This window comes from Pseudomonas sp. GW531-T4, assembly GCF_017349615.1.
GTDB classification, from domain to species: domain Bacteria; phylum Pseudomonadota; class Gammaproteobacteria; order Pseudomonadales; family Pseudomonadaceae; genus Aquipseudomonas; species Aquipseudomonas chlororaphis_I.
Genome location: NZ_JACMZT010000039.1, coordinates 1 through 21680 on the forward strand (window position 1 = coordinate 1; position 21680 = coordinate 21680).

Annotated in this window: 18 protein-coding genes; 7 read left to right on the plus strand and 11 right to left on the minus strand. The window is 64.7% G+C overall.

Annotated elements, in window-relative coordinates; translation table 11 throughout:
• The first annotated feature begins 55 nt into the window (after nt 1-55).
• From J4D28_RS24435 to J4D28_RS24445, 3 genes are read left to right on the plus strand one after another with little or no spacing between them, the layout of a single operon-like run.
• Nucleotides 56-1651, plus strand: a complete 1596-nt coding sequence (locus tag J4D28_RS24435) for an ABC transporter permease (protein WP_103331597.1) — start codon at nt 56-58, stop codon at nt 1649-1651.
• Entirely contained in the window at nt 1648-2475 is an 828-nt protein-coding gene (locus J4D28_RS24440; protein ID WP_016705027.1) for an ABC transporter ATP-binding protein, read from the plus strand. Before J4D28_RS24435 ends, J4D28_RS24440 begins: the two co-directional genes overlap by 4 nt.
• A 14-nt stretch (nt 2476-2489) precedes the next feature.
• A complete protein-coding gene (locus J4D28_RS24445) occupies nt 2490-4100 on the plus strand; it encodes an arylsulfatase (RefSeq protein WP_207246465.1) in 1611 nt (536 codons plus the stop codon).
• Nucleotides 4101-4357: 257 nt separating this feature from the next.
• On the opposite strand, the gene J4D28_RS24450 is transcribed toward J4D28_RS24445, so the two are convergent.
• Nucleotides 4358-5431 (minus strand): fatty acid desaturase, encoded by a 1074-nt coding sequence (locus J4D28_RS24450; RefSeq protein WP_103331595.1) that lies wholly within the window; start codon nt 5429-5431, stop codon nt 4358-4360.
• Nucleotides 5432-5531: 100 nt separating this feature from the next.
• Here J4D28_RS24450 and J4D28_RS24455 point away from each other — a divergent pair, with 100 nt between their 5' ends.
• A complete protein-coding gene (locus J4D28_RS24455; protein WP_103331594.1) occupies nt 5532-6536 on the plus strand; it encodes an AraC family transcriptional regulator in 1005 nt (334 codons plus the stop codon).
• Between the two features lie 109 nt (nt 6537-6645).
• Here J4D28_RS24455 and J4D28_RS24460 read toward each other — a convergent pair whose 3' ends face one another.
• Nucleotides 6646-7332 (minus strand): Crp/Fnr family transcriptional regulator, encoded by a 687-nt coding sequence (locus J4D28_RS24460; protein WP_103331593.1) that lies wholly within the window; start codon nt 7330-7332, stop codon nt 6646-6648.
• Between the two features lie 102 nt (nt 7333-7434).
• Between J4D28_RS24460 and J4D28_RS24465 the strand changes: the two genes are divergently transcribed.
• Entirely contained in the window at nt 7435-7959 is a 525-nt protein-coding gene (locus tag J4D28_RS24465) for a DUF962 domain-containing protein (protein ID WP_009046390.1), read from the plus strand.
• A gap of 120 nt (nt 7960-8079) precedes the next feature.
• Here J4D28_RS24465 and J4D28_RS24470 read toward each other — a convergent pair whose 3' ends face one another.
• The 6 genes from J4D28_RS24470 to dibA all read right to left on the minus strand — a co-directional run bounded on the left by J4D28_RS24470 (nt 8080) and on the right by dibA (nt 14575).
• Entirely contained in the window at nt 8080-9069 is a 990-nt protein-coding gene (locus J4D28_RS24470; protein ID WP_009041631.1) for a sulfate/molybdate ABC transporter ATP-binding protein, read from the minus strand.
• Between the two features lie 3 nt (nt 9070-9072).
• Nucleotides 9073-9945, minus strand: a complete 873-nt coding sequence (gene cysW / locus J4D28_RS24475; RefSeq protein ID WP_007921522.1) for a sulfate ABC transporter permease subunit CysW — start codon at nt 9943-9945, stop codon at nt 9073-9075.
• Between the two features lie 13 nt (nt 9946-9958).
• Nucleotides 9959-10777 (minus strand): sulfate ABC transporter permease subunit CysT, encoded by an 819-nt coding sequence (gene cysT, locus J4D28_RS24480; RefSeq protein WP_007921521.1) that lies wholly within the window; start codon nt 10775-10777, stop codon nt 9959-9961.
• Nucleotides 10778-10918: 141 nt separating this feature from the next.
• The gene (locus J4D28_RS24485) at nt 10919-11929 is read right to left on the minus strand and encodes a sulfate ABC transporter substrate-binding protein (protein ID WP_016705023.1); all 1011 of its coding nucleotides are present in this window, start codon (nt 11927-11929) and stop codon (nt 10919-10921) included.
• A 154-nt stretch (nt 11930-12083) separates the two neighbouring features.
• On the minus strand, nt 12084-12266 hold the full coding sequence (gene oscA / locus J4D28_RS24490) for a sulfur starvation response protein OscA (protein WP_009041629.1): 183 nt from the start codon (nt 12264-12266) through the stop codon (nt 12084-12086).
• Between the two features lie 389 nt (nt 12267-12655).
• Nucleotides 12656-14575, minus strand: a complete 1920-nt coding sequence (gene dibA / locus J4D28_RS24495; RefSeq protein WP_103331592.1) for a phosphodiesterase DibA — start codon at nt 14573-14575, stop codon at nt 12656-12658.
• 145 nt (nt 14576-14720) lie between these two features.
• Between dibA and desA the strand changes: the two genes are divergently transcribed.
• Nucleotides 14721-15905 carry a delta-9 fatty acid desaturase DesA gene (desA, locus tag J4D28_RS24500; RefSeq protein ID WP_103331591.1) on the plus strand — a complete coding sequence of 395 codons (1185 nt, stop codon included), beginning with the start codon at nt 14721-14723 and terminating at the stop codon, nt 15903-15905.
• 248 nt (nt 15906-16153) lie between these two features.
• Nucleotides 16154-17146, plus strand: a complete 993-nt coding sequence (locus tag J4D28_RS24505; RefSeq protein WP_009046386.1) for a sensor domain-containing diguanylate cyclase — start codon at nt 16154-16156, stop codon at nt 17144-17146.
• A 200-nt stretch (nt 17147-17346) separates the two neighbouring features.
• Here the strand turns inward: J4D28_RS24505 and J4D28_RS24510 are convergent, their stop codons facing one another.
• The 3 genes from J4D28_RS24510 to gabD all read right to left on the minus strand — a co-directional run bounded on the left by J4D28_RS24510 (nt 17347) and on the right by gabD (nt 21607).
• The gene (locus J4D28_RS24510; RefSeq protein WP_009046385.1) at nt 17347-18561 is read right to left on the minus strand and encodes a response regulator; all 1215 of its coding nucleotides are present in this window, start codon (nt 18559-18561) and stop codon (nt 17347-17349) included.
• A gap of 139 nt (nt 18562-18700) precedes the next feature.
• The gene (gene gabT / locus J4D28_RS24515) at nt 18701-19978 is read right to left on the minus strand and encodes a 4-aminobutyrate--2-oxoglutarate transaminase (RefSeq protein WP_009046384.1); all 1278 of its coding nucleotides are present in this window, start codon (nt 19976-19978) and stop codon (nt 18701-18703) included.
• Nucleotides 19979-20164: 186 nt separating this feature from the next.
• A complete protein-coding gene (gabD, locus tag J4D28_RS24520) occupies nt 20165-21607 on the minus strand; it encodes an NADP-dependent succinate-semialdehyde dehydrogenase (RefSeq protein WP_009046383.1) in 1443 nt (480 codons plus the stop codon).
• Nucleotides 21608-21680 lie beyond the last annotated feature (73 nt).

Here is a 21680-nt window from a genome sequence, read left to right on the forward strand (position 1 = left end):
AGAAGAAAGAACAGAAGAAAAAAGATGCAGCACAACCCGACAACGGAGATCGTCCATGGCCCGTGTTTCCCTTCTCAGCTTGCCGTTGGCCGCGCCCTCCGCTAAGCCGCTGTCCTGGCCGCGCATCCACCGGCGGCTGTTGCCCTGGTTGCTGCCCCTGAGCCTGTTCGTCCTGTGGTGGCTGGCCAGCCGTAATGCCTGGATGAGCGAGCAGATCCTGCCGGCACCCGCGCTGGTCTGGAGCAGCGCGCTCGATCTGGCCGGCGGCGAGTTGTGGAGCCATCTGGCGATCAGCCTGCAACGGCTGGCCTGGGGCCTGCTGGCAGGTATCGGCGCCGGCGCCGTGCTGGGCGCGGCACTGGGCTCCAGCCGGCGCCTGGAGCGCCTGGTGTTCCCGACCTTCGCCGCCCTGGCCCAGGTCCCGACCCTGGCCTGGATCCCGCTGTTCATGGTGTTTTTCGGCATTGGCGAACTGCTCAAGCTGGTGGTCCTGGTCAAGGCCATCGTGGTGCCCGTGACCCTGCATACCCTGGTCGGCGTGCGCGACGCCCAGCCCAGATTGCGCGAAGCCGCCGCCGTGCTGCGCCTGCCGCCGCACCTGCTGATCCGCCGGCTGATACTGCCCGCCGCCCTGCCCGCCTTCATGGCCGGCGTGCGCCTGGCCCTGGCCGCCGGCTGGACCTCGTTGCTGGCGGTGGAACTACTGGCTTCCAGCGAAGGCATCGGCTACCTGATGGTCTGGGCGCGCCAGCTGTTCATGCTGGATATCGTCTTCGTCTGCATCGTGGTGATCGGGGTGATTGGCGTGGCCATGGACCGCGGCATCGGCCTGCTGGACAAGGCCCTGGTGCACTGGCCGCACCCGGCCATCGCGCAGATCCGCCGCGGCCCGCGCTACCAGGGCTGGCAACGCCTGCAACCCTGGCTGCTACCGCTGTTCCTGCTGGCGCTGTGGCAAGTGGCGAACCAGTTGGAATGGGTCGACGCCAACATTCTGGTGAGCCCGCTGGCAGTGCTGCAAACCACCTGGAACGGCCTGCTCGACGGCAGCCTGTCCGGCGGCCTGGGCCTGAGCCTGCGGCGCACCCTCGGCGGCCTGTTGCTGGGCGGCGGCCTGGGTTTTGCCCTGGGCCTGCTGCTGGGCTTGTCGCATCTGAGCGAACGGATTCTGGGCCCTATCCTGGCGGCGTTCCGGCAGATCGCCATTTTCGCCTGGGTGCCGCTGCTCACCGCCTGGTTCGGCCTGGGGGAACTGGCGAAATGGGTATTTGTCGCGCTGGCCGCGTTCTTCCCGCTGTTTATCGCCACCCAGCGCAGCGTCGCCAACCTGTCGCCGCAACTGACCGAGGCGGCGCAAGTGCTGCGCCTGAACCTCTGGCAACGCCTGCGCCGCCTGGTGCTGCCGGGCGCCGCGCCGGGGATCTTCGCCGGGCTGCGCCTGAGCCTGATCTACGCCTGGCTGGGGACCATCGGCGCGGAATATTTCATGCCGTCCAACGGCGGCATCGGCAGCCAGATGATCGGCGCCCAACAACTGCTGCGCATGGACCTGATCCTCGCCGGCATGCTCCTGGTGGGCCTCACCGGCGCCCTGCTCAACCTCATTGGCCAACAGCTCGAAACCCGCGCCACGCGCTGGAGACACGCATGAACGCACTCGTACCTTCCCCCATCGTCAGCTTCAACCAGGTGGGCAAGACCTTCGAGGTCGCCGGCGGCGAACTGGAGGCGATCCGCGAATTCAACCTGGAAATCGCCGAGGGCGAATTCGTCGCCATCGTCGGCTCCAGCGGCTGCGGCAAATCCACCCTGCTGCGTCTGCTGATCGGCCTGGATACGCAGTTTCGCGGCGAGATCCGCGTCGACGGCAAGGCCGTCAACGGCATCGGCGGCGAACGCGGCATCGTGTTTCAGGAACACCGCCTGTTCCCCTGGCTGACGGTCGAGGAAAACATCGGCCTGGGCCTGGTCAACGAAGCCCTGAGCGCCAGCGAACGGCAAACCCGCGTCGCCGATTTCATCGAACTGGTGGGCCTCACCGATTTCACCCGCGCCTACCCGCACCAGCTCTCCGGCGGCATGGCGCAACGGGTGGCCATCGCCCGCGGCCTGGTGGCCAGCCCGCGCATCCTGCTGCTGGACGAACCCTTCGGCGCCCTCGATGCGCTGACCCGCCAGCAGATGCAGGACGAGCTGCTGGCGATCCGCGAGCGGGCCAGGATCACCACGGTGCTGGTCACCCATGACGTCGAGGAAGCGATCTTCCTCGCCGACCGCGTGGTGGTGATGGAACCGCGCCCCGGCCGGATCAAGCGGGTGGTGGACATCGCCCTGCCCCATCCGCGCCAGCGCAGCAGTTTCGACTTCCACCAGCTGCGCGAAGAACTGCTCCACGAACTGACCAGCGACGATCACTACCAGGTGCCTTTGCCCGCCCAGATCCGTGACCTGCCACTGGCCTTTATTGCTTGCTGATAAGGAGTGAATAGATGCCGCAACGTCCCAACTTCCTGGTGATCCTCGCCGACGACCTGGGCTTTTCCGATCTCGGCGCGTTCGGCGGCGAAATCGCCACGCCGAACCTCGATGCCCTGGCTTTCAACGGCCTGCGCCTGACCGACTTCCACACCGCGCCGACCTGCTCGCCGACCCGCTCCATGCTGCTCACCGGCACCGACCACCATATCGCCGGCATCGGCACCATGGCCGAGGCCCTGACCCCGGAACTGATCGGCAAGCCGGGCTACGAGGGCCACCTCAACGACCGCGTGGTGGCCCTGCCCGAGCTGCTGCGCGACGCCGGCTACCAGACCCTGATGAGCGGCAAATGGCACCTGGGCCTGACCGCCGAACTGGCGCCCCACGCCCGTGGTTTCGAGCGTTCGTTCTCGCTGCTGCCCGGCGCCGCCAACCACTACGGTTTCGAGCCGACCTACGACGAAAACACCCCGGGCCTGCTCAAATCCACCCCGGCGCTGTACATCGAGGACGACCGCTTCATCGACGAGTTGCCCAAGGACTTCTATTCCTCCGACGCCTTCGGCGACAAGCTGCTGCAGTACCTCAAGGAGCGCGACCAGACCCGGCCGTTCTTCGCCTACCTGCCGTTTTCCGCGCCGCACTGGCCGCTGCAGGCCCCCGAGGAAGTGGTGGCCAAGTACCGTGGTCGTTATGACGTCGGCCCCGAGGTGTTGCGCCTGGAGCGCCTGGAAAAGCTCAAGCAACTGGGGCTGATCGAGGCCGATGTGGAACCGCACCCGCTGCTGGGCCTGAGCGCCGAATGGGCAGCCTTGAGCGAGCAGCAACGCCAGGTTTCCGCGCGGGCCATGGAGGTCTACGCGGCGATGGTCGAGCGCATGGACTGGAACATCGGCCGGGTGGTGGACTACCTGCGCAAGCAGGGCCAGCTGGACAACACCTTTATCCTGTTCATGTCCGACAACGGCGCCGAAGGCGCGCTGCTGGAGGCCTTCCCCAAGTTCGGCCCGCAGCTTTTGACCTACCTCAACCAGCACTACGACAACAGCCTGGACAACATCGGCCGCGCCAACTCCTACGTCTGGTACGGCCCGGCCTGGGCGCAGGTCGCCACCGCCCCGTCGCGCCTGTTCAAGGCCTTCACCACCGAAGGCGGGATCCGCGTGCCGGCGCTGGTGCATTACCCACAGCTGTCGCTCAAGGGCCGGATCAGCCATGGCTTCGGCACGGTGATGGACATCACCCCGACCATTCTCGACCTGGCCGGCGTGCGCCATCCGGGCAAGCGCTGGCGCGGCAAGGAGGTGACGCCGTTGCGGGGCAAGTCGTGGCTGGGCTTCCTGTCCGGCGAGACCGCGCAGGTGCACGACGAACACACGGTCACCGGCTGGGAGCTGTTCGGCCGCCGGGCGATTCGCCAGGGCCAGTGGAAAGCGGTGTACATCCCCGGCCCCGTGGGCCCGGCGACCTGGCAGCTGTACGACCTGAGCCAGGACCCGGGGGAGATCCACGACCTGGCACAGAGCAATCCGGACAAGCTCAGTGCGCTGATCGGCCATTGGCAGCAATACGTGGACGAAACCGGGGTGATCCTCAGCGCCTCGCCGTTCCAGCCGGATTGATCCCGTAGCCGCTGCCGAAGGCTGCGATAGGTCCGCAGGACCTCCTAGGGCCTTGAGATCGCTGCGGCCGTACCGGCCGATCGCAGCCTGCGGCAGCGGCTACAGGGTTGTGCAAGGCGCCGGGGATTGCGGCGTCCGGGTAATCGTTATCGCGGGCAAGCCTCGCTCCTACGGATGGGCGTCGTTCATAAATGTCGCGAACGACACAGCTCTGTAGGAGCGAGGCTTGCCCGCGATTGGCCCTCAACGCCGATCCATCACGCCCTGACGCCCCGCACCACCTGCGCCGCCGCCTGTTCCTTGCGGGTAAAGCGATTGGCCCGGCCGAAGGTGCCGAAATCGTTGAAGCGCACGCCCATCTCGGCCATCACCTTGTGCGCCACCGGCGCGGTCAGCTGGCGGATATAGAAGGGTTCCTTGACCACGAAATGGTGGATGCCGTGGGTGCTGCCGAAATTGAAGCAGAACGCCTGCAACGGCCACAACCACCAGGGGTTGAGCACCTGGGTCTGCTGGATCACGTTGCCCGCCTCGATGTCGCCGTAGTAGTGCATGTTCGAGCTGACGAAGTGCAGGCAAAAGGTGCGCAGCACATTGGGGCCGATGATCACCACCACGGCGATATCGATCACCTGCATCACCGCCAGGGTGTCGGCCGACCAATCGATGGACGAACCCAGCAGCGCGGCGACGCCATTGGCGGCGTGGAAGCCGAGAAACACATACCAGGCCCCCCAATGCAGTAACGCCAGCGGTGCGTACACCTTCAGGGTGCGCTTGAGGATATTGAGTTTGTGCGCCCAGGTCCTGGCCCGCAGGGTGCGGATCAACGACGACATGACGTTGTCGCCAACCATCAGCAGGCGGGCGAAACCCCAGGGCTCGCCGTTGGTGATGGCGCGCTCCTCCATGTCGGCCTCGGTGCCGGACACCTTGTGGTGATTGAGGTGCAAATGACGGCGGATCCAGGGATTGATGGTGCTCGGCCGCGCCAGCCAGACCAGCGCCAGCATCAGGTTGTGGGGGATGCGCTGCTTGCGGAAATACATGCTGTGGATCAGGTCGTGTTCCAGCTCGTGGGTCAAGGAGGCGAAAAATGCGTTGAGCAGCAGGCAGGCCCACCAGGCCATGTACCCGCCGATATAGAGCGCCGCCGTGCCGATCATCCCGGCCAGGGCCAAGGCCAGGATGCCCGCGCCCAACGCGTCCTGATGCTTGAGCAGCGGGTAGCGCTCGCGCAACTCGACGCCCCTGGCCAGCACCACCTCACGAATATGCGCCGATCGTTGCTGAGCATTCAGCCGGTCGGGACTTGCAGAAGTACCGTGCATGCTTCCATCCTCTGGTTATTGATGTTCGCATCCTGCCCTGCGCCCGCGCGCCGGGCGCTAGCCGCGGACGCCAACCTGTTGACCGGACGCGCCAACCGCCATGACCGAACCCACTTCCCTCGCCAGCTGGACCCGCGCCCTGCGCAAGCAGCTCGACGCCCTGGGCCTCGACAGCACCGCCCTGTGCCAGCAGGCCGGCCTCGACCCGCAACTGATGGACGACCCCAACGCCCGCTACCCGCTGTCGGGCACTACCCGCCTGTGGCAACTGGCGGTGCAGGCCAGCGGCGACCCGGCCATCGGCCTGCGGGTCTCGCGCTTCGTCAGCCCGACCACCTTCCATGCCCTGGGTTATGCGCTGGTGGCCAGCGGCAGCCTGCGGGAAGTGTTCGAGCGCATCGTGCGTTATCACCAGGTGGTCAGCGATGCCCTGGAGCTGGAGCTGACCCGCACCGAGGACCGTTATCGCTTTCGCCTGAAGGTCCCCGAGGGCAACCCGGAACCGGCGTTCGAGGCCATCGACGCCTTTGTCGCGATCTACGTGCGCACCTGCCGCAACCGCCTGGGCCGCGACTATGCGCCGCTGGCGGTGTACCTGCGGCGCCCCGAACCGGTGGACCCCAAGCAATGGCACACAGTGTTTCGCGCGCCGGTGTTTTTCAGCGCCGACGAGGACCGCCTGGAGTTCGGCCTGCACGACTTCGACAGCCACCTGGACGACGCCAACCCGGAACTGGCCGAACACAACGAGGCCGTGCTCAAGCGCACCCTGATGCAACTGCAACCCTTGACCTGGGAGCGCAAGGTGCGCGGGGTCATTGAGTCCCAGTTGCCGGAAGGCGAACCCTCGGCCGAACGGGTCGCCCAGGCCCTGCACCTGAGCCTGCGCAGCCTGCAACGCCACCTGGCGGACGAGGGTTGTCGCTTCGACACCCTGCTCAACGAATGCCGGGAGAACCTGGCCCTGCTGCACCTGCGCGACCCGCAGTGTTCCCTGAGCGAGATCAGTTACCTGCTGGGGTTCGCCGATGCCAGCAGCTTCAGCCGCGCGTTCAAGCGCTGGACCGGGATGACGCCGGGGCAGTTTCGCGATGGGCTGCGTTAACTGGGAGACTGGCGGTGCTAGTGCCGGCCTCATCGCGAGCAAGCTCGCTCCTACATGAACAACGCAGGCCCCTGTAGGAGCGAGCTTGCTCGCGATAGCGATCTGACGGTCAAACCCCGGCCAATATCCGCAACCGGTCTTCGTCGAGGATCTCGATCTCGCCATACCCCAGCTTGAGAATGCCCTGCCCCTGCAAATCCTTGAGGATCTGGTTGGTGGTCTGGCGCGACAGCGACAGCAGCAGCGCCAGTTGCTCCTGGGGCAGGTGCAGGACCCGGCGCGGGGTGTCGGTCTCGCCGTAGCCGCGGGCGATCATCAACAGGCGGTTGGCCACCCGCGCCGGGGCCGGCATCAGGCTCAGCTGTTCGAGGTTGATAAAGGCCAGGCGCAGCTTGTGGCTCATCAACAGCGCCAGCTGCCGCCAGTATTGCGGGTGCTCGTCCAGCAGTTCGAGCAGCGCCGCCTGGGGCACATTGAGCAGGCTGCACGGGCCCACGGCATAGGCGTCATGGGTGCGCGGCTGGCCGTCGAACAGGCAGATCTCGCCGAACCAGTGCGGCGCCTCCACCAGGCTCAGCAGCGCCTCCTTGCCTTGCTCGCTGACCGCGCCGACGCGCACCGTGCCTTCCAGCACCGCGTACAGGCCGCAGGGCGGATCGCCGCGCTGGAACAGGCGCTGGCCCGGCGCCAGCGAGCGCAAACGGGCATTGGCCAGCAGACTATTCTGTAATTCAACGGGCAAGCGGCTGAACCACTGGCCGCTCATCAGGCGCTCACGCCAGACCTGCATCTTCATCGATAGCGTTATCCACACGGGCAGCGAGCCGATTGTCGCCTAGCTGACAGAGCCGGCAACCGGCGCAGGGCATGATTCGATCACCCTACAGGAGGAACAACAATGAAAAGCCTCGTCGACCATCTCAGTCAATACGCCGCCTACCACCGTGATCCGCGCAACATCGCCAGCCACTTTATCGGCATTCCGCTGATTGTGCTGGCCGTCGCGGTCCTGCTGTCGCGCCCCGCCTGGCCGGTCGCCGGGCTGTGGCTGTCGCCGGCGCTGTTGCTGGCGCTGGCGTCATGCGGGTTCTACCTGCGCCTGGAGTTGCGCCTGGGCCTGCTGATGACGCTGCTGATGGGGCTGTCGGTGTGGGCCGGCCATGCACTGGCGCAACAAAGCACCCTGGTCTGGCTGGCCAGCGGGGTGGGCATGTTCGTGATCGGCTGGGTGATCCAGTTCGTCGGCCATTACTACGAAGGGCGCAAGCCGGCCTTTGTCGACGATGTCTCGGGGCTGATCGTCGGGCCGTTGTTCGTGGTGGCGGAGCTGGCGTTTCTGCTGGGGCTGCGCCAGGCGCTCAAGCATGAGATCGAGGCGCGGGCGGGAGGGGTGCGGGTCAATCCGAAGCGCGCGGCGGTGTAGATCGCTATCGCGGGCAAGCCTCGCTCCTACAGGTTCGTGTCGTTCGCGACATTTACGAACGACGCCGATCTGTAGGAGCGAGCGGGCGGCGATCCGACTTGCTCGCGATGCTTTTGACGTTTAGATATTGGCGACCTTCTGCCAGACCTTGGGCTTGAAGAACAGCGTCTCGCCCTTGGCCAGCCCGACCAGGCTGTCATGGTCTTTCACCACTTCGGCCTCGATCAGTTCGCTCTGCCCTTCGACCTTCAAGGTCACCCGGGTGGTGGCGCCCAGCGGACGGATATCGCGCACTTCGGCGGCATGGTGGTCGGCCAGTTCGGAGCGCGACAGCGACACTTCGTGCGGACGGAACAGCACATGGTGGTCCTCGCCCAGGTGCAGGCGGTTGGAGTCGCCGAGGAAGTGGTAGACGAAGTCGCTGGCCGGGTTCTCGTACACCTCGCCCGGCGAGCCGATCTGCTCGATCACGCCTTTGTTCATCACCACGATGCGGTCCGCCACTTCCATGGCTTCCTCCTGGTCGTGGGTGACGAATACCGAGGTCAGGTTGATGTCTTCGTGCAGGCGCGCCAGCCAGCGGCGCAGCTCCTTGCGCACCTTGGCGTCCAGGGCACCGAAGGGTTCGTCCAGCAGCAGCACTTTCGGCTCCACCGCCAGGGCGCGGGCCAGGGCGATCCGCTGGCGCTGGCCGCCGGACAGTTGCTCCGGATAGCGGTCGGCGAGCCAGTCCAGCTGCACCATGTTCAACAGCTCATGGACCTTCTCGGCGATCCTGCTTTCGCTCGGGCGCTGGTTTTTCGGCTTCATGCGCAGGCCGAAGGCAACGTTGTCGAACACGCTCATATGGCGGAACAGCGCGTAGTGCTGGAACACGAAACCGACGTTGCGATCGCGCACGTCGTGGCCGGAGACGTCCTCGCCGTGGAACACGATGCTGCCGGCGTCCGGGGTTTCCAGGCCGGCGATGATCCGCAGCAGGGTGGTCTTGCCGCAGCCGGACGGGCCCAGCAGCGCCACCAGCTCGCCGCTCTGGATGTCCAGGTTGATGCTGTTCAGGGCCTTGAAGGCGTTGAAGTTCTTGCTGACGTTACGGACTTCGATCGACATGATTCATTCCTCCGCGGCGCTGGCGCGCAGGCGGTTGATTCGGTTTTCGCTCCACTGCTTGAGCAGCAGGATGAAGAGCGCCAGGATCAGCAACAGGCTCGCGACGGCGAACGCGGCGACGTGGTTGTATTCGTTGTAGAGGATCTCGACGTGCAGCGGCAGGGTGTTGGTCACCCCGCGAATGTGCCCGGAAACCACCGACACCGCGCCGAATTCCCCCATGGCCCGCGCGGTGCAGAGCACCACGCCGTAGATCAGGCCCCACTTGATGTTCGGCACGGTCACATGCCAGAACATCTGCCAGCCGTTGGCCCCCAGCAGCCGCGCGGCTTCCTCTTCCTGGGTGCCCTGCTCCTGCATCAGCGGGATCAGCTCACGGGCGACGAAGGGCACAGTGACGAAGATGGTCGCCAGGACGATGCCCGGCAGGGCGAACACGATCTGGATATCGTGATCCTGCAGCCACGGCCCGAACAGGCCCTGGGCGCCGAACATCAGCACGTAGACCAGGCCGGCGATCACCGGCGACACCGAGAACGGCAGGTCGATCAGGGTCACCAGGATGCTCTTGCCGCGGAAGGTGTATTTGCTCACGCACCAGGCGGCGCTGACGCCGAACACCAGGTTCAGCGGCACCGAGATCAGCACGGCGATCACCGTCAGCTTCAGGGCCGACAATGCGTCCGGCTCGAAGATCGCGGCGAAGAACGCACCGAGGCCGAGCTTGAGCCCCTGGGACACCACGATGAACAGTGGCAGCAGCAGGAACAGGGCGAAGATCAGCCAGCCAAGGCCGATCAGGATGCGCCGCGAAGTGGCGCTGCCACGACGGTCGGCGTTGGCCGAAGAGGCTGCGGAAATGGACGATTGGGACATGCTTCGCGCCTCCTTAAGGTCGTTCGATGCGCCGTTGCAGCAGGTTGATCAGCAGCAACAGGACAAAGGAAACCACCAGCATCAACACGCCGATGGAGGTCGCGCCGGTGTAATCGTACTGGTCGAGCTTGACCATGATCAGCAGCGGCAGGATTTCGGTTTTCATCGGCATGTTGCCGGCGATGAAGATCACCGAGCCGTACTCGCCGACGCCCCGGGCAAAGGCCAGGGCAAAACCGGTCAGCCAGGCCGGCAGCAGCGCCGGCACCAGGATGTGGCGGAACACCTGCCAGGGTTTGGCGCCAAGGCAGGCGGCGGCTTCTTCGACTTCCCGGGGAATGTCGGCCAGCACCGGCTGTACGGTGCGCACCACGAACGGCAGGGTGACGAAAGTCAGCGCCAGGGTGATGCCCAGCGGGGTGTAGGCGATCTTGAACCCCAGGTCGGTGGCGAACTGGCCGACCAGGCCGGTCGGCGCGTACAGCGCGGTCAGCGCGATACCGGCCACGGCGGTGGGCAGGGCGAACGGCAGGTCGATCATCGCGTCGATGATCTTGCGCCCGGGAAAGCTGTAGCGCACCAGCACCCAGGCCAGCAGCGTGCCGATCACGCCGTTGATGATCGCCGCGTACAGCGCCGTGCCGAAGCTCAGCTTGAGCGCGGCGAGTACCCGCGGAGCCGAGACAATGGCCCAGAACTGATCCCAGGTGAGTTGGGCGGCATGCACGAACATCGCCGCCAGGGGTATGAGCACAATCAGGCTGAGGTACACCAAGGTGTAGCCCAGCGTCAGCCCGAAGCCGGGTATGACGGGGGAGATACGACGCGACATAAAAGTCCTTGGTTAGCGGGTAGATACCATTGTAGGAGCGAGCTCGCTCGCGAAGAACTCAAGGGCACCGCGCTCATTCAGAATGTACGCGTCATCGTTGACGATCTTCGCGAGCAAGCTCGCTCCTACAGGTAGTGTTGCTTATTGCGCCTGGTAGATCTGGTCGAACACCCCGCCATCATTGAAGAATTTCGGTTGGGCAGTTTTCCAGCCGCCGAAGTCCTTGTCGATGGTCACCAGGTCCAGTTTCGGGAACTGCTGAGCGTATTTGGCCGCCACATCCTTGTCCCGCGGACGATAGAAGTTCTTCGCCGCGATTTCCTGGCCGGCCGGGCTGTACAGGTGCTTGAGGTAGGCCTCGGCGATCTCGGTGTTGCCCTTTTTCTCGGCGTTCTTGTCCACCACCGCCACTGGCGGCTCGGCGAGGATCGACAGCGAAGGCACCACGATGTCGAACTTGTCGGCGCCGCCGTCTTCCTTCAATGCCAGGAAGGCTTCGTTTTCCCAGGCCAGCAACACATCACCCTGACCGTTGTTGACGAAGGTGATGGTCGAGCCGCGGGCGCCGGTATCCAGCACCGGTACGTGCTTGAACAACTCCTTCACGTATTCCTGGGCCTTGGCTTCGCTGCCACCGGCTTTCAGGCCATAGGCCCAGGCGGCAAGGAAGTTCCAGCGGGCACCACCGGAGGTTTTCGGGTTCGGGGTGATCACCGACACGTCTTTCTTGATCAGGTCGCCCCAGTCCTTGATGCCCTTGGGGTTGCCCTTGCGCACCAGGAACACGATGGTCGAGGTGTAGGGCGTGCTCGCATCCGGCAGGCGTTTTTGCCAGTCGGCCGGCAGGCTCTTGCCGAGCTTGGCGATTTCATCGATGTCGCCCGCCAGCGCCAGGGTCACCACGTCGGCGCGCAGGCCGTCGATCACCGCGCGGCCCTGCTTGCCCGAGCCACCGTGGGATTGCTGGATCTTGACGTTGTCGCCCGGGTGTTCCTTTTTCCAGAAACTCGTGAATTCGGTGTTGTAGTCCTGGTACAGCTCACGGGTCGGGTCGTACGACACGTTGAGCAATTCGTAATCCTTGGCAACGGCGGAACCGGCAAAAACGGCGCTGGCGAGGGCGGCCAGGGCATAACGGCGAATCGACGACATGATGGAGCTCCCGAATTTTTTAATGTGCTGGCATTTTTCTTATGGCGAATCAGGCCCGCATTCGTGGGCGAACGCTGGGGTTCAGGTTGGGGGTCATGGATGACGCCCTCCGGTGGTCCAGTCGGGCCTCTCGCGGCGAGAGGTAGTGCGAAATTCAGCTTGGTTTATTGCCAGGGTTTTGCAGGCGGAATTTTTCCTTGCGTTCGATCTGCACGACCTGGGCGTTGTGCACGGTGATTTCCACCGCGCCGAAACGCAGGTCGCGCAACGCGCTTTGAATCTCGCGCAAGATGGTTTGTTCGTCCTGGCCGTCAACGCTACGAAGAGATGCGCTCATGGTGTTGCTCCTGAATGAGATGTGCCTGGCAGTGGCGGCACTGCTTGCGGCGTGAGGGCAATAGTAGATAGGCGCAGATATTCTTAAAAATACTATTTAAGAATGTTTATATAACCAGAAGAAATTATTTGAGCTGACACGGGGTTGCGTGGGAATCGGCGCTGATTGCAGCGCGAACCCGCCTCTTGTAGGAGCGAGGCTTGCCCGCGATGGCGGCCTGCCTGATACACCGCGGCGCCTTGATCGCGAGCAAGCTTCGCTCCTACAGAAGCTGCCGCAGGCTGCGATAGGACCGCAGGTCCTCCTACGTCCTCACGCGCGCCACGGCCGTCCCGGCCGATCGCAGCCTGCGGCAGCGGCTACAGGTGGAATCGATGCAAGTCCGGCAATCAGTGGATCTGCGGCACCCGGCCCCATTCCAGTTGCGCCGCCGGCACCGGGCGGCCGAACCAGTAGCCCTGGCCCAGGTCGCAGCCCTGGTCGAGGAGGAACCGCGCCTGCTCCACCTGTTCGATGCCTTCGGCGTGCACCTGCATGCCCATGCTCTGGGCCAGGGCGATGATCACCCGGGAGATCGCCGCGTCGTCTTCGTCCCACGGCAGGCCGGCGACAAAACCCTGGTCGATCTTCAGTTTCTGCACCGGCAGGCGTTTGAGCCGCAGCAGCGAGGAATAACCGGTGCCGAAGTCGTCGATGGCCAGGCGCAGCCCCAGTTCGCGCAGGCGATGCATCTGCTCCAGGGCGACTTCCGGGTCTTCCATCACCGCGCTTTCGGTGACCTCCAATTCCAGGTAGGCCGGGTCGAGGCCGGTGTCGTGCAGCACCTGGGCCACCTGCTGGTACAGCTCACGACGGGCAAACAGGCGGCTGGAGACGTTCACCGCGACGAAGGACAACGCCATGCCCTCCGCCTGCCATTGGCACATCTGCCGACACGCCTGCTGCATGACCCAGGCATCGATCTCGGCGATCAGCCCGGTGCGCTCGGCAATCGGGATGAACTCGCCAGGCGGCACCAGGCCACGCTGTGGATGCTCCCAGCGCACCAGCGCCTCGACCCCGACCAGGCGGCTGCTGGCGAGGTCGTGCACCGGTTGGTAGAACACCCGCAGCTCCTGCTGCTCCAGGGCGCGGCGCAATTCGAAGGCGATCTCCACCCGTTGCTGGGCGTGGGCCGTCAGTTCCTCGGTGTACAGCGCGTAACTGTCGCGCCCGGCGCTCTTGGCCTTGAACAGCGCCGTGTCGGCATTGCGCAACAGTTGCTCGGCGCTCAGGGCGTCGCTGGGGAACAGGCTGATACCGATGCTGGCATTGATGAACAGCTGATTCTCGTCCATCAGGAAAGGCTGCTTCACCCCGTCGATGATGCGTTGCGCCAGCACCGCGGCCTGCCCCGGCTGCGCGCAGCTCTCGACCAGCACGGCGAACTCGTCGCCGCCCAGCCGCGCCAGGGTGATGCCCGGGCCAAACATGCCTTGCAGGCGCTGGGCCACGGCCTTGAGCAGGCGGTCGCCGACATTGTGCCCGAGGCTGTCGTTGATCATCTTGAAGTGATCCAGGTCGACCATCAGCAGCGCGCAGCCGCGTTTGTGAATCTGCGCCGACGCCAGGGCCTGCTCGGCGCGGTCGGTGAACAGCAGGCGATTGGGCAGGTCGGTCAGCGGATCGTGGTGCGCCAGGTGGGCCAGTTCGTGCTCGGAATCCTTGATCGCGCTGATGTCGGAGAACACCGCGACATAGTGGCTGAGCTGACCCTCGTCATCGCGGATGGCGCGGATGGTCTGCCACTGCGGGTAGATCTCGCCGCATTTGCGCCGGTTCCAGATCTCGCCGCTCCACTCGCCCGTGGTGTTCAGCGAATCGAACATGGCCTGGTAGAAATCCGCCGTGTGGTGCCCGGACTTGAACATGCTCGGCTGGCGGCCCAGCACCTCGTCGCGCTGATAGCCGGTGATCTCGATGAACGCGCGGTTCACATGGACGATCTGGCCCCGGCGATCGCTGACCAGCACCCCTTCGCGGGTGCAATCGAACACCGCGGCCGCCTGGCGCAGACGCTCGCGGTCCTCGCGCTGGTGGTGCAGCCAGGAGTCGGCGCCCAGCAAACGCAACAGGCGGCCCCGTGCGATGAAGATCAGGACCGCGCTGACCAGCGCCCAGAGATACCCGTTGATCAGTTGCCAGCGCGCCAGATCGTTCGACTCATCGAAGAAACTGCTCAATAAATGACCACTGAACTGCAGCCACAACACAGACAACAAGAGGTAGAGCAGGGCTGCGCGCAAAGCGTCGCGAGAAGAAACCGACATAAGGTCGTCAATGTCCTTACGGAAAGCTAGGGATTATAGAGGAAGAAACATCTCGCCACTCTTATCTGAAAGGGCGACTGGTTTTCTCTGTGGGCTTGGTGATAATGCGACTGCTGTTTTTTCTTTATCGAGGGCCCTACAGCCTATGTGGTACGAAGGTTTTCTTGGCTTGTCGGCCTGGCAACTGGTGGCAGTCACCCTGTTAATGACTCACGTGACCATCGTTGCGGTCACGGTTTACCTGCATCGCTATTCAGCCCACCGCTCCCTGGAGCTCAACGCCGGCCTGAAACATTTCTTCCGCTTCTGGCTGTGGCTGACCACGGCGCAGAACACCCGCGAGTGGACCGCCATCCACCGCAAGCACCACGCCAAATGCGAAACCGCGGACGACCCCCACAGCCCGGTGATCAAGGGCCTGTCCACGGTGCTGCGCAAAGGCGCCGAGCTGTACCGCGAAGAAGCGAAAAACCCGGAAACCCTGCGCATCTACGGCAAGAACTGCCCGGACGACTGGATCGAACACAACCTCTACTCGCGCTACAAGCTGGGCGGCGTGGCGCTGATGGCGGTGATCGACCTGCTGCTGTTCGGCACCATCGGCATCACCATCTGGGCGATCCAGATGATGTGGATCCCGTTCTGGGCCGCCGGGGTGATCAACGGCCTGGGCCACGCGGTCGGCTATCGCAATTTCGAATGCCGCGACGCGGCGACCAACCTGGTGCCCTGGGGCATCCTGGTCGGCGGCGAAGAGCTGCACAACAACCATCACACCTACCCCAACTCGGCCAAGCTGTCGGTGAAGAAGTGGGAGTTCGACCTGGGCTGGGCCTGGATCAAGGTGTTCAGCTTCCTGCGCCTGGCCAAGGTGCAGCGTGTCGCGCCGATCGCCCACCGGGTCGAAGGCAAGGGCCACCTGGACATGGACACGGCGATGGCGATCCTCAACAACCGTTTCCAGATCATGGCGCAGTACCGCAAGCTGGTGATCGCACCGCTGGTCAAGCAGGAGCTGGACAAGGTCGATCACTCGGTGCGCCATCAGTTCCACCGCGCCAAGCGCCTGCTGTCGCGGGAAACCAGCCTGCTGGAAGAGCGTCACCATGCGCGCATCCAGAACATGCTGGAGCACAGCCAGGCCCTGAAAGTGATCTACGAAAAACGCCTGGCGCTGCAGCAGATCTGGGCCAAGACCAGCTCCAACGGCCACGACATGCTGGCGGCGATCAAGGACTGGGTCCACGAAGCCGAGGCCAGCGGGATCCAATCGCTGCGCGACTTCGCCAGCCAGCTGAAAACCTACTCGCTGCGCCCCGCCAGCGCCTAACGCTGGCCCGTTCACCCGCCACGGCAAGCTCAGCTACCGTGGCCGGTGGGCTTCGCTACCCGCGCCGTCCCCTGAGTTCCAGCCCGTCATCCGCGGCACCGTGACCGCCCAGCGGCTGCCGGCACCCAGACCACGGAAACCGGGAACTTCGTCGCCAATCCCCTATCTCAAGCAACACTTCGCCATCCAGGCGGGCTTTCTGTGGCCGCTTCGTTTCCCGAGCGGCATGCGCTTTGAGATCGGTGCCGATGGTCAACAAGAACCCACAACTCCCATCCGCTTTGCCCCAGTGGCCCGAGGCCGCGCAAACCCTGATGGCGCTGATGCACGCCCAGGGCGAGGTTGCCCGGCTGACGGAACGCGAACAGCTGTTCAGCTCGTTGCTGGTCAGCGTCAATGCCGTGCTCTGGGCCTTCGACTGGGAAGCCCGCCAGGTGCTGTATGTCAGCCCGGCGTATGAACGCATCTTCGGCCGCTCCGCCGGCCTGCTGCTGGCCGACGCCAACGAATGGCGCGACAGCGTCTACCCCGACGACCTCGAATACGCCGAGCGGACCCTGGCCCAGGTGCTGGAAAAAGGCGCGGTGGAAGACCGCGAATACCGCATCATCGATGCCCAGGGCCAGGTCCGCTGGCTCAGCGACAAGTGCTTCATCAATCGCAATGCCGCCCCCGGGGACCGAGTGATCATCGTCGGCCTCGCCGAGGACATCACCGAGAAAAAGCACCTGGAAACCGAGCTGCAACGCCTGGCCACCACCGACGTGCTGACCCAGAGCAGCAACCGCCGGCACTTCTTCGAATGCGCCAACCGCGAATTCGAGCAGGCGCGCCAGCAAGGCACGCCGCTGGCCTTCCTGTTGCTGGATATCGATGATTTCAAGGTGGTCAACGACACCTACGGCCACCCCGAGGGCGACAACGTCCTGCAACGCATCGCCGAGACCGGCCGCGCCACCCTGCGCCGTGGCGATCTGTTCGGGCGTATCGGCGGCGAGGAGTTCGCCGCCCTCTTCCCCGGCTGCGCCCCGGACATGGCACGCCAGGTTGCCGAACGCCTGCAGCGGGAAATCCAGCGCCTGACCTTCAGCCATGCCGAGGGACAGTTCAGCATCACCGTCAGCCAGGGCCTGACCAGCCTCACCGCCGACGACGAAAAACTCGACAGCCTCTTCGCCCGCGCCGACGCGGCGATGTACGAGGCCAAGCGCCAGGGCAAGAACCGGATCGTTTCGGGGTAGACGACCTCACGGGAACTCCGTAGCCGCTGCCGAGCGTCAGCGAGGCTGCGATCGAGGTGGGCGGCATTCCGACGAAGTCCTCGCAAAACCTGAACTCACGTTTTGTCAGGAAGAACTTTACGGCTGCTTCGCAGCCGATCGCAGCCTCGCGGGGCTCGGCAGCGGCTACAGATGTGCTGCGCCAGCCGCTGGTCGAGGTATCAGCTTTTACGCAGCCGGGTCAGCTCCGGCAGGCCAATCTTGAGCAGGCGTGCGGTCTTGCTGTTGGCCAGCTCTTCGAGGCCCTCGGATGGCTGCAGGCGCGCGAGCTGGGCGGAGAGGTTCATCACCAGGGCCTCGCGGGAATAAACCCCGCCACCGAGCTGGTAGGCCGAGGCAATCAGCTCGCGCAGCTCCAGCGGCAGGCGCCAGCGGGTGCGCAGGGCCGAACCGTAGGCCGCGCCGAACTGTTCCAGGGCATCGCCGATCTCTTCCATATCGTCCAGCGCGCCACCGGCCTGTTTCCACTCTTGCAGGCAACGCAGCAGCGCCAGGTCACCCAGGCGATGCAGCATGCCGGCGCAATAGCAGCGCTCCTGGTCCAGGTCCAGCAAGCGGGCCAGGGTCCGGCCGTATTCCGCGGTGTGCAGCGACAGCTCCCAGTAACGCTCGGCGTAATCGCCCAGGGCCGGGTCGCTCAGGCGCGCGCTGCGCTTGAGCGCCAGGCCGAGAATCAGGTTCATGCTCTGCCCGGTACCCAATCGATGCAGGGCCTGGGCCAGGGTCTGCACGGCGCTGCCATGGTGCTGGGCGGCGCTGTTGGCCGCGGCGATCAGCACCGCGGTGATCTGCGGGTCGGTACGCACCTCTTCTTCCAGCAGCTTGAGGTCGAGGCCGTTGGGGTTGAGGCTGCGTTTCACCGCCAGCTGCACATCGGCGAGCAACGGCGCGCCGTCGGCCAGCTCGCGACGGCGCTCGAGAAAGGTCCACAGGGTCATGCCCGGCGCCAGGGTCGGAACCTCGCACGAGACTTCCTGGCCAGCGTCCAGCAGCAGGTCCTGCAGGCGCTGGGTCAGGCCTTCCATGTTCAGCGGCTTGGTCAGGTAGGCCGTCGGCGCCAGCGGCAGGGCTTCGCGCACGCTGGCACTGTCGTTGCGAGTGCTCATGAGGATAAAAGGCAGCACCGGGTTGCGCTTGCGCTGGCGCACGCTGCGCAGCAGGCCGAGGCCGTCGACGCCGGGCAACTCCCAGTCAGCGATCACCAGGTCATAGGGGTTTTCGGCCAGCAATTGCAGGGCTTCCTGACCGTCGGCGCACACATCCAGCCGCGCGTCGCAACGTACACTCAACAACACTTGCTTGAGCAAATCGCGAGACCAAGGGTCCGCCTCGGCAATCAACACTCGCGGTACAGCGGGTAAATCCACAGCAGTCATGCAGCACGCTCCCTGGGCAATCCCTTGCACCTTAGTCAATGCCGAGGCTTCCATACAACGCAAATGCACCGCGCAGCCGCGATCGGCACAAAAAAACCCGCCGAAGCGGGTCTTTTTGTCGATCGGGTCACAGGCGGGATCAGAGCTCGGAGAAGCACTCTTCGATGATCGCCAGGCCCTTGTCCAGTTGCTCGTCCGGCGAGGTCAGCGGAACCAGCACGCGCAGGACGTTGCCGTAGGTGCCGCAGGACAGCAGGATCAGGCCCTTGTCGCGCGCCTTGGCAACAACCTGTGCCACGGCGGCAGCGTTCGGCTTGTGGCTGTCGCCGTTCTCGAACAGCTCGACCGCGATCATCGCGCCCAGGGCACGCACGTCGCCGATCACCGGGTACTTGGCCTGGATCGCCTTGAGGCCGGTCACCAGACGCTCGCCGACCGCCTTGCAACGGTCCAGCAGGTGCTCTTCCTCGAACACTTCCATCACGGCCAGGGCCGCGGCGCAGGCGATCGGGCTACCGGCGTAGGTGCCGCCCAGGCCGCCTGGTGCGATGGCGTCCATGTATTCGGCCTTGCCGCAGACACCGGCCAGCGGGAAGCCGCCGGCGATGGACTTGGCGAAGGTGGTCAGGTCGGCGGCAACGCCCATCTGCTCCATGGCGAAGAAGGTGCCGGTACGGCCAGCGCCGGTCTGCACTTCGTCGGCGATCAGCAGGATGCCGTGCTGGTCGCACAGGGCACGCAGACGCTTCATGAACTCTTTAGGCGCGACGTAGAAACCGCCTTCGCCCTGTACCGGCTCGATGATGATCGCGGCGATGTCACGTGGCTCGGCATCGTTCTTGAAGATGCGCTCGATGCTGGCGATCGAATCGTCGATGCTCACACCGTGCAGCTCGTTCGGGTACAGCGCGCGGAAGATGCCGCCTGGCATCAGGCCCATGCCGGCCGAGTAAGGCACGACCTTGCCGGTCAGGCCCAGGGTCATCATGGTGCGGCCATGGTAGGCGCCGGTGAAGGCGATCACGCCGGCGCGGCCAGTGGCGGCACGGGCGATCTTCACCGAGTTTTCCACGGCTTCGGAACCGGTGGTCACCAGCAGGGTTTTCTTGGCGAAATCGCCCGGCACCTTGGCGTTCACTTTTTCGCACAGTTCCACGTAAGGCTCGTAGGCCAGGACCTGGAAGCAGGTGTGGGTCAGCTTGTTCAGCTGCTCGGTCACCGCGGCGATGACTTTCGGATGCAGGTGGCCGGTGTTGAGCACGGCGATACCGCCGGCGAAGTCGATGAACTCGCGACCTTCAACGTCGGTTACCGTGGCGTTCTTCGCGGAATCGGCGAAGATCGGGTGAATCTGGCCGACACCGCGCGGTACGGCGGCTTCACGGCGTTTCATCAGGGATGCGTTGGTCTTGCTCATAGTGTCCTCATTCGCCGCTCATCGGTCGGCGTGGCTCAAGGATGACGTGGCGGGGAGGCAACCGCGGCAGCATGCGATGATCGACTGCCCCGGCTATCCCGGCCACTACTCAAATAGCGTTTGCAGCACGCCAGGGGACAGCGCTCTCGTGCCCCTGGCGTTTAAAACCATGCCTTGGCGCGGGTATCAGATGCCCAGGCAGAGGTATTTGATTTCCAGGTAATCCTCGATGCCGTACTTGGAGCCTTCACGGCCCAGGCCCGAGGCCTTGATGCCGCCGAACGGCGCGACTTCGTTGGAGATCAACCCGGTGTTGACGCCGACCATGCCGTATTCCAGGGCTTCGGCCACACGGAACACACGGCCCAGGTCGCGAGCGTAGAAGTACGAGGCCAGGCCGAACTCGGTGTCGTTGGACATCGCGATCACTTCGGCTTCGTCCTTGAAACGGAACAGCGGCGCCAGCGGACCGAAGGTTTCTTCCTTGGCCACGGCCGCGTCTTTCGACACGTTGACCAGGATGGTCGGCTCGAAGAAGTTGCCTTCCATCGGCTTGCCGCCGGCCAGCAGGGTCGCGCCTTTGCCCAGGGCGTCGGCGATGTGTTCCTGGACCTTGGCCACGGCTTTTTCGTCGATCAAAGGACCGGTGGTGGTGCCTTCTTCCAGGCCGTTGCCGATCTTCAGCTTGGCCACCGCGGCCTTGAGCTTCTCGGCGAAGGCGTCGTAGACCGAGTCCTGGATGTACAGGCGGTTGGCGCAGACGCAGGTCTGGCCGTTGTTGCGGTACTTGGAAATGATCGCGCCTTCGACGGCCTTATCCAGGTCCGCGTCGTCGAACACGATGAACGGAGCGTTGCCGCCCAGCTCCAGGGAGACTTTCTTGATGTCCTTGGCGCATTCGGCCATCAGCTGGCGACCGATTTCGGTCGAGCCGGTGAAGGACAGCTTGCGCACGATCGGGTTGCTGGTCAGCTCGCCGCCGATGTCGCCGGCGCTGCCGGTGACCACGCTCAGCACGCCTTTCGGGATGCCGGCGCGGTGCGCCAGCTCGACCAGGGCCAGGGCGGAGAACGGGGTCTGCGAAGCCGGCTTGATCACCATGGTGCAGCCAGCGGCCAGGGCCGGGCCGGCTTTACGGGTGATCATCGCCGCCGGGAAGTTCCACGGGGTGATGGCCGCGGTCACACCGATCGGCTGCTTGATCACGATCAGGCGCTTGTCCGGCTGGTGGCCGGGAATCACGTCGCCGTAGATGCGCTTGGCTTCTTCGGCGAACCATTCGATGAAGGAGGCGGCGTAGGCGATTTCGCCCTTGGCTTCGGCCAGTGGCTTGCCCTGCTCCAGGGTCATCAGGCGACCGAGGTCGTCCTGGTTTTCGATCAGCAGCTCATACCAGCGACGCAGCTTGGTCGCCCGCTCCTTGGCGGTCAGCGCGCGCCAGGCCGGCAGGGCCTTGTCGGCGGCTTCGATGGCACGGCGGGTTTCAGCCGCGCCCATCTTCGGCACGGTGCCGAGGATTTCGCCCGTTGCCGGGTTGTTCACTTTGATGGTCTGGCCGTTATCCGCGTCGACCCAAGCCCCATCGATGAAGGCTTGCTGGCGGAACAACTGGGCGTCTTTAAGCTGCATGTCGGTTTCCTTAACAGCACCGCGCGGGGCGGAGCGAATTGTGATTGTTGAAAGGCGCCTTGACAGGCTGCCG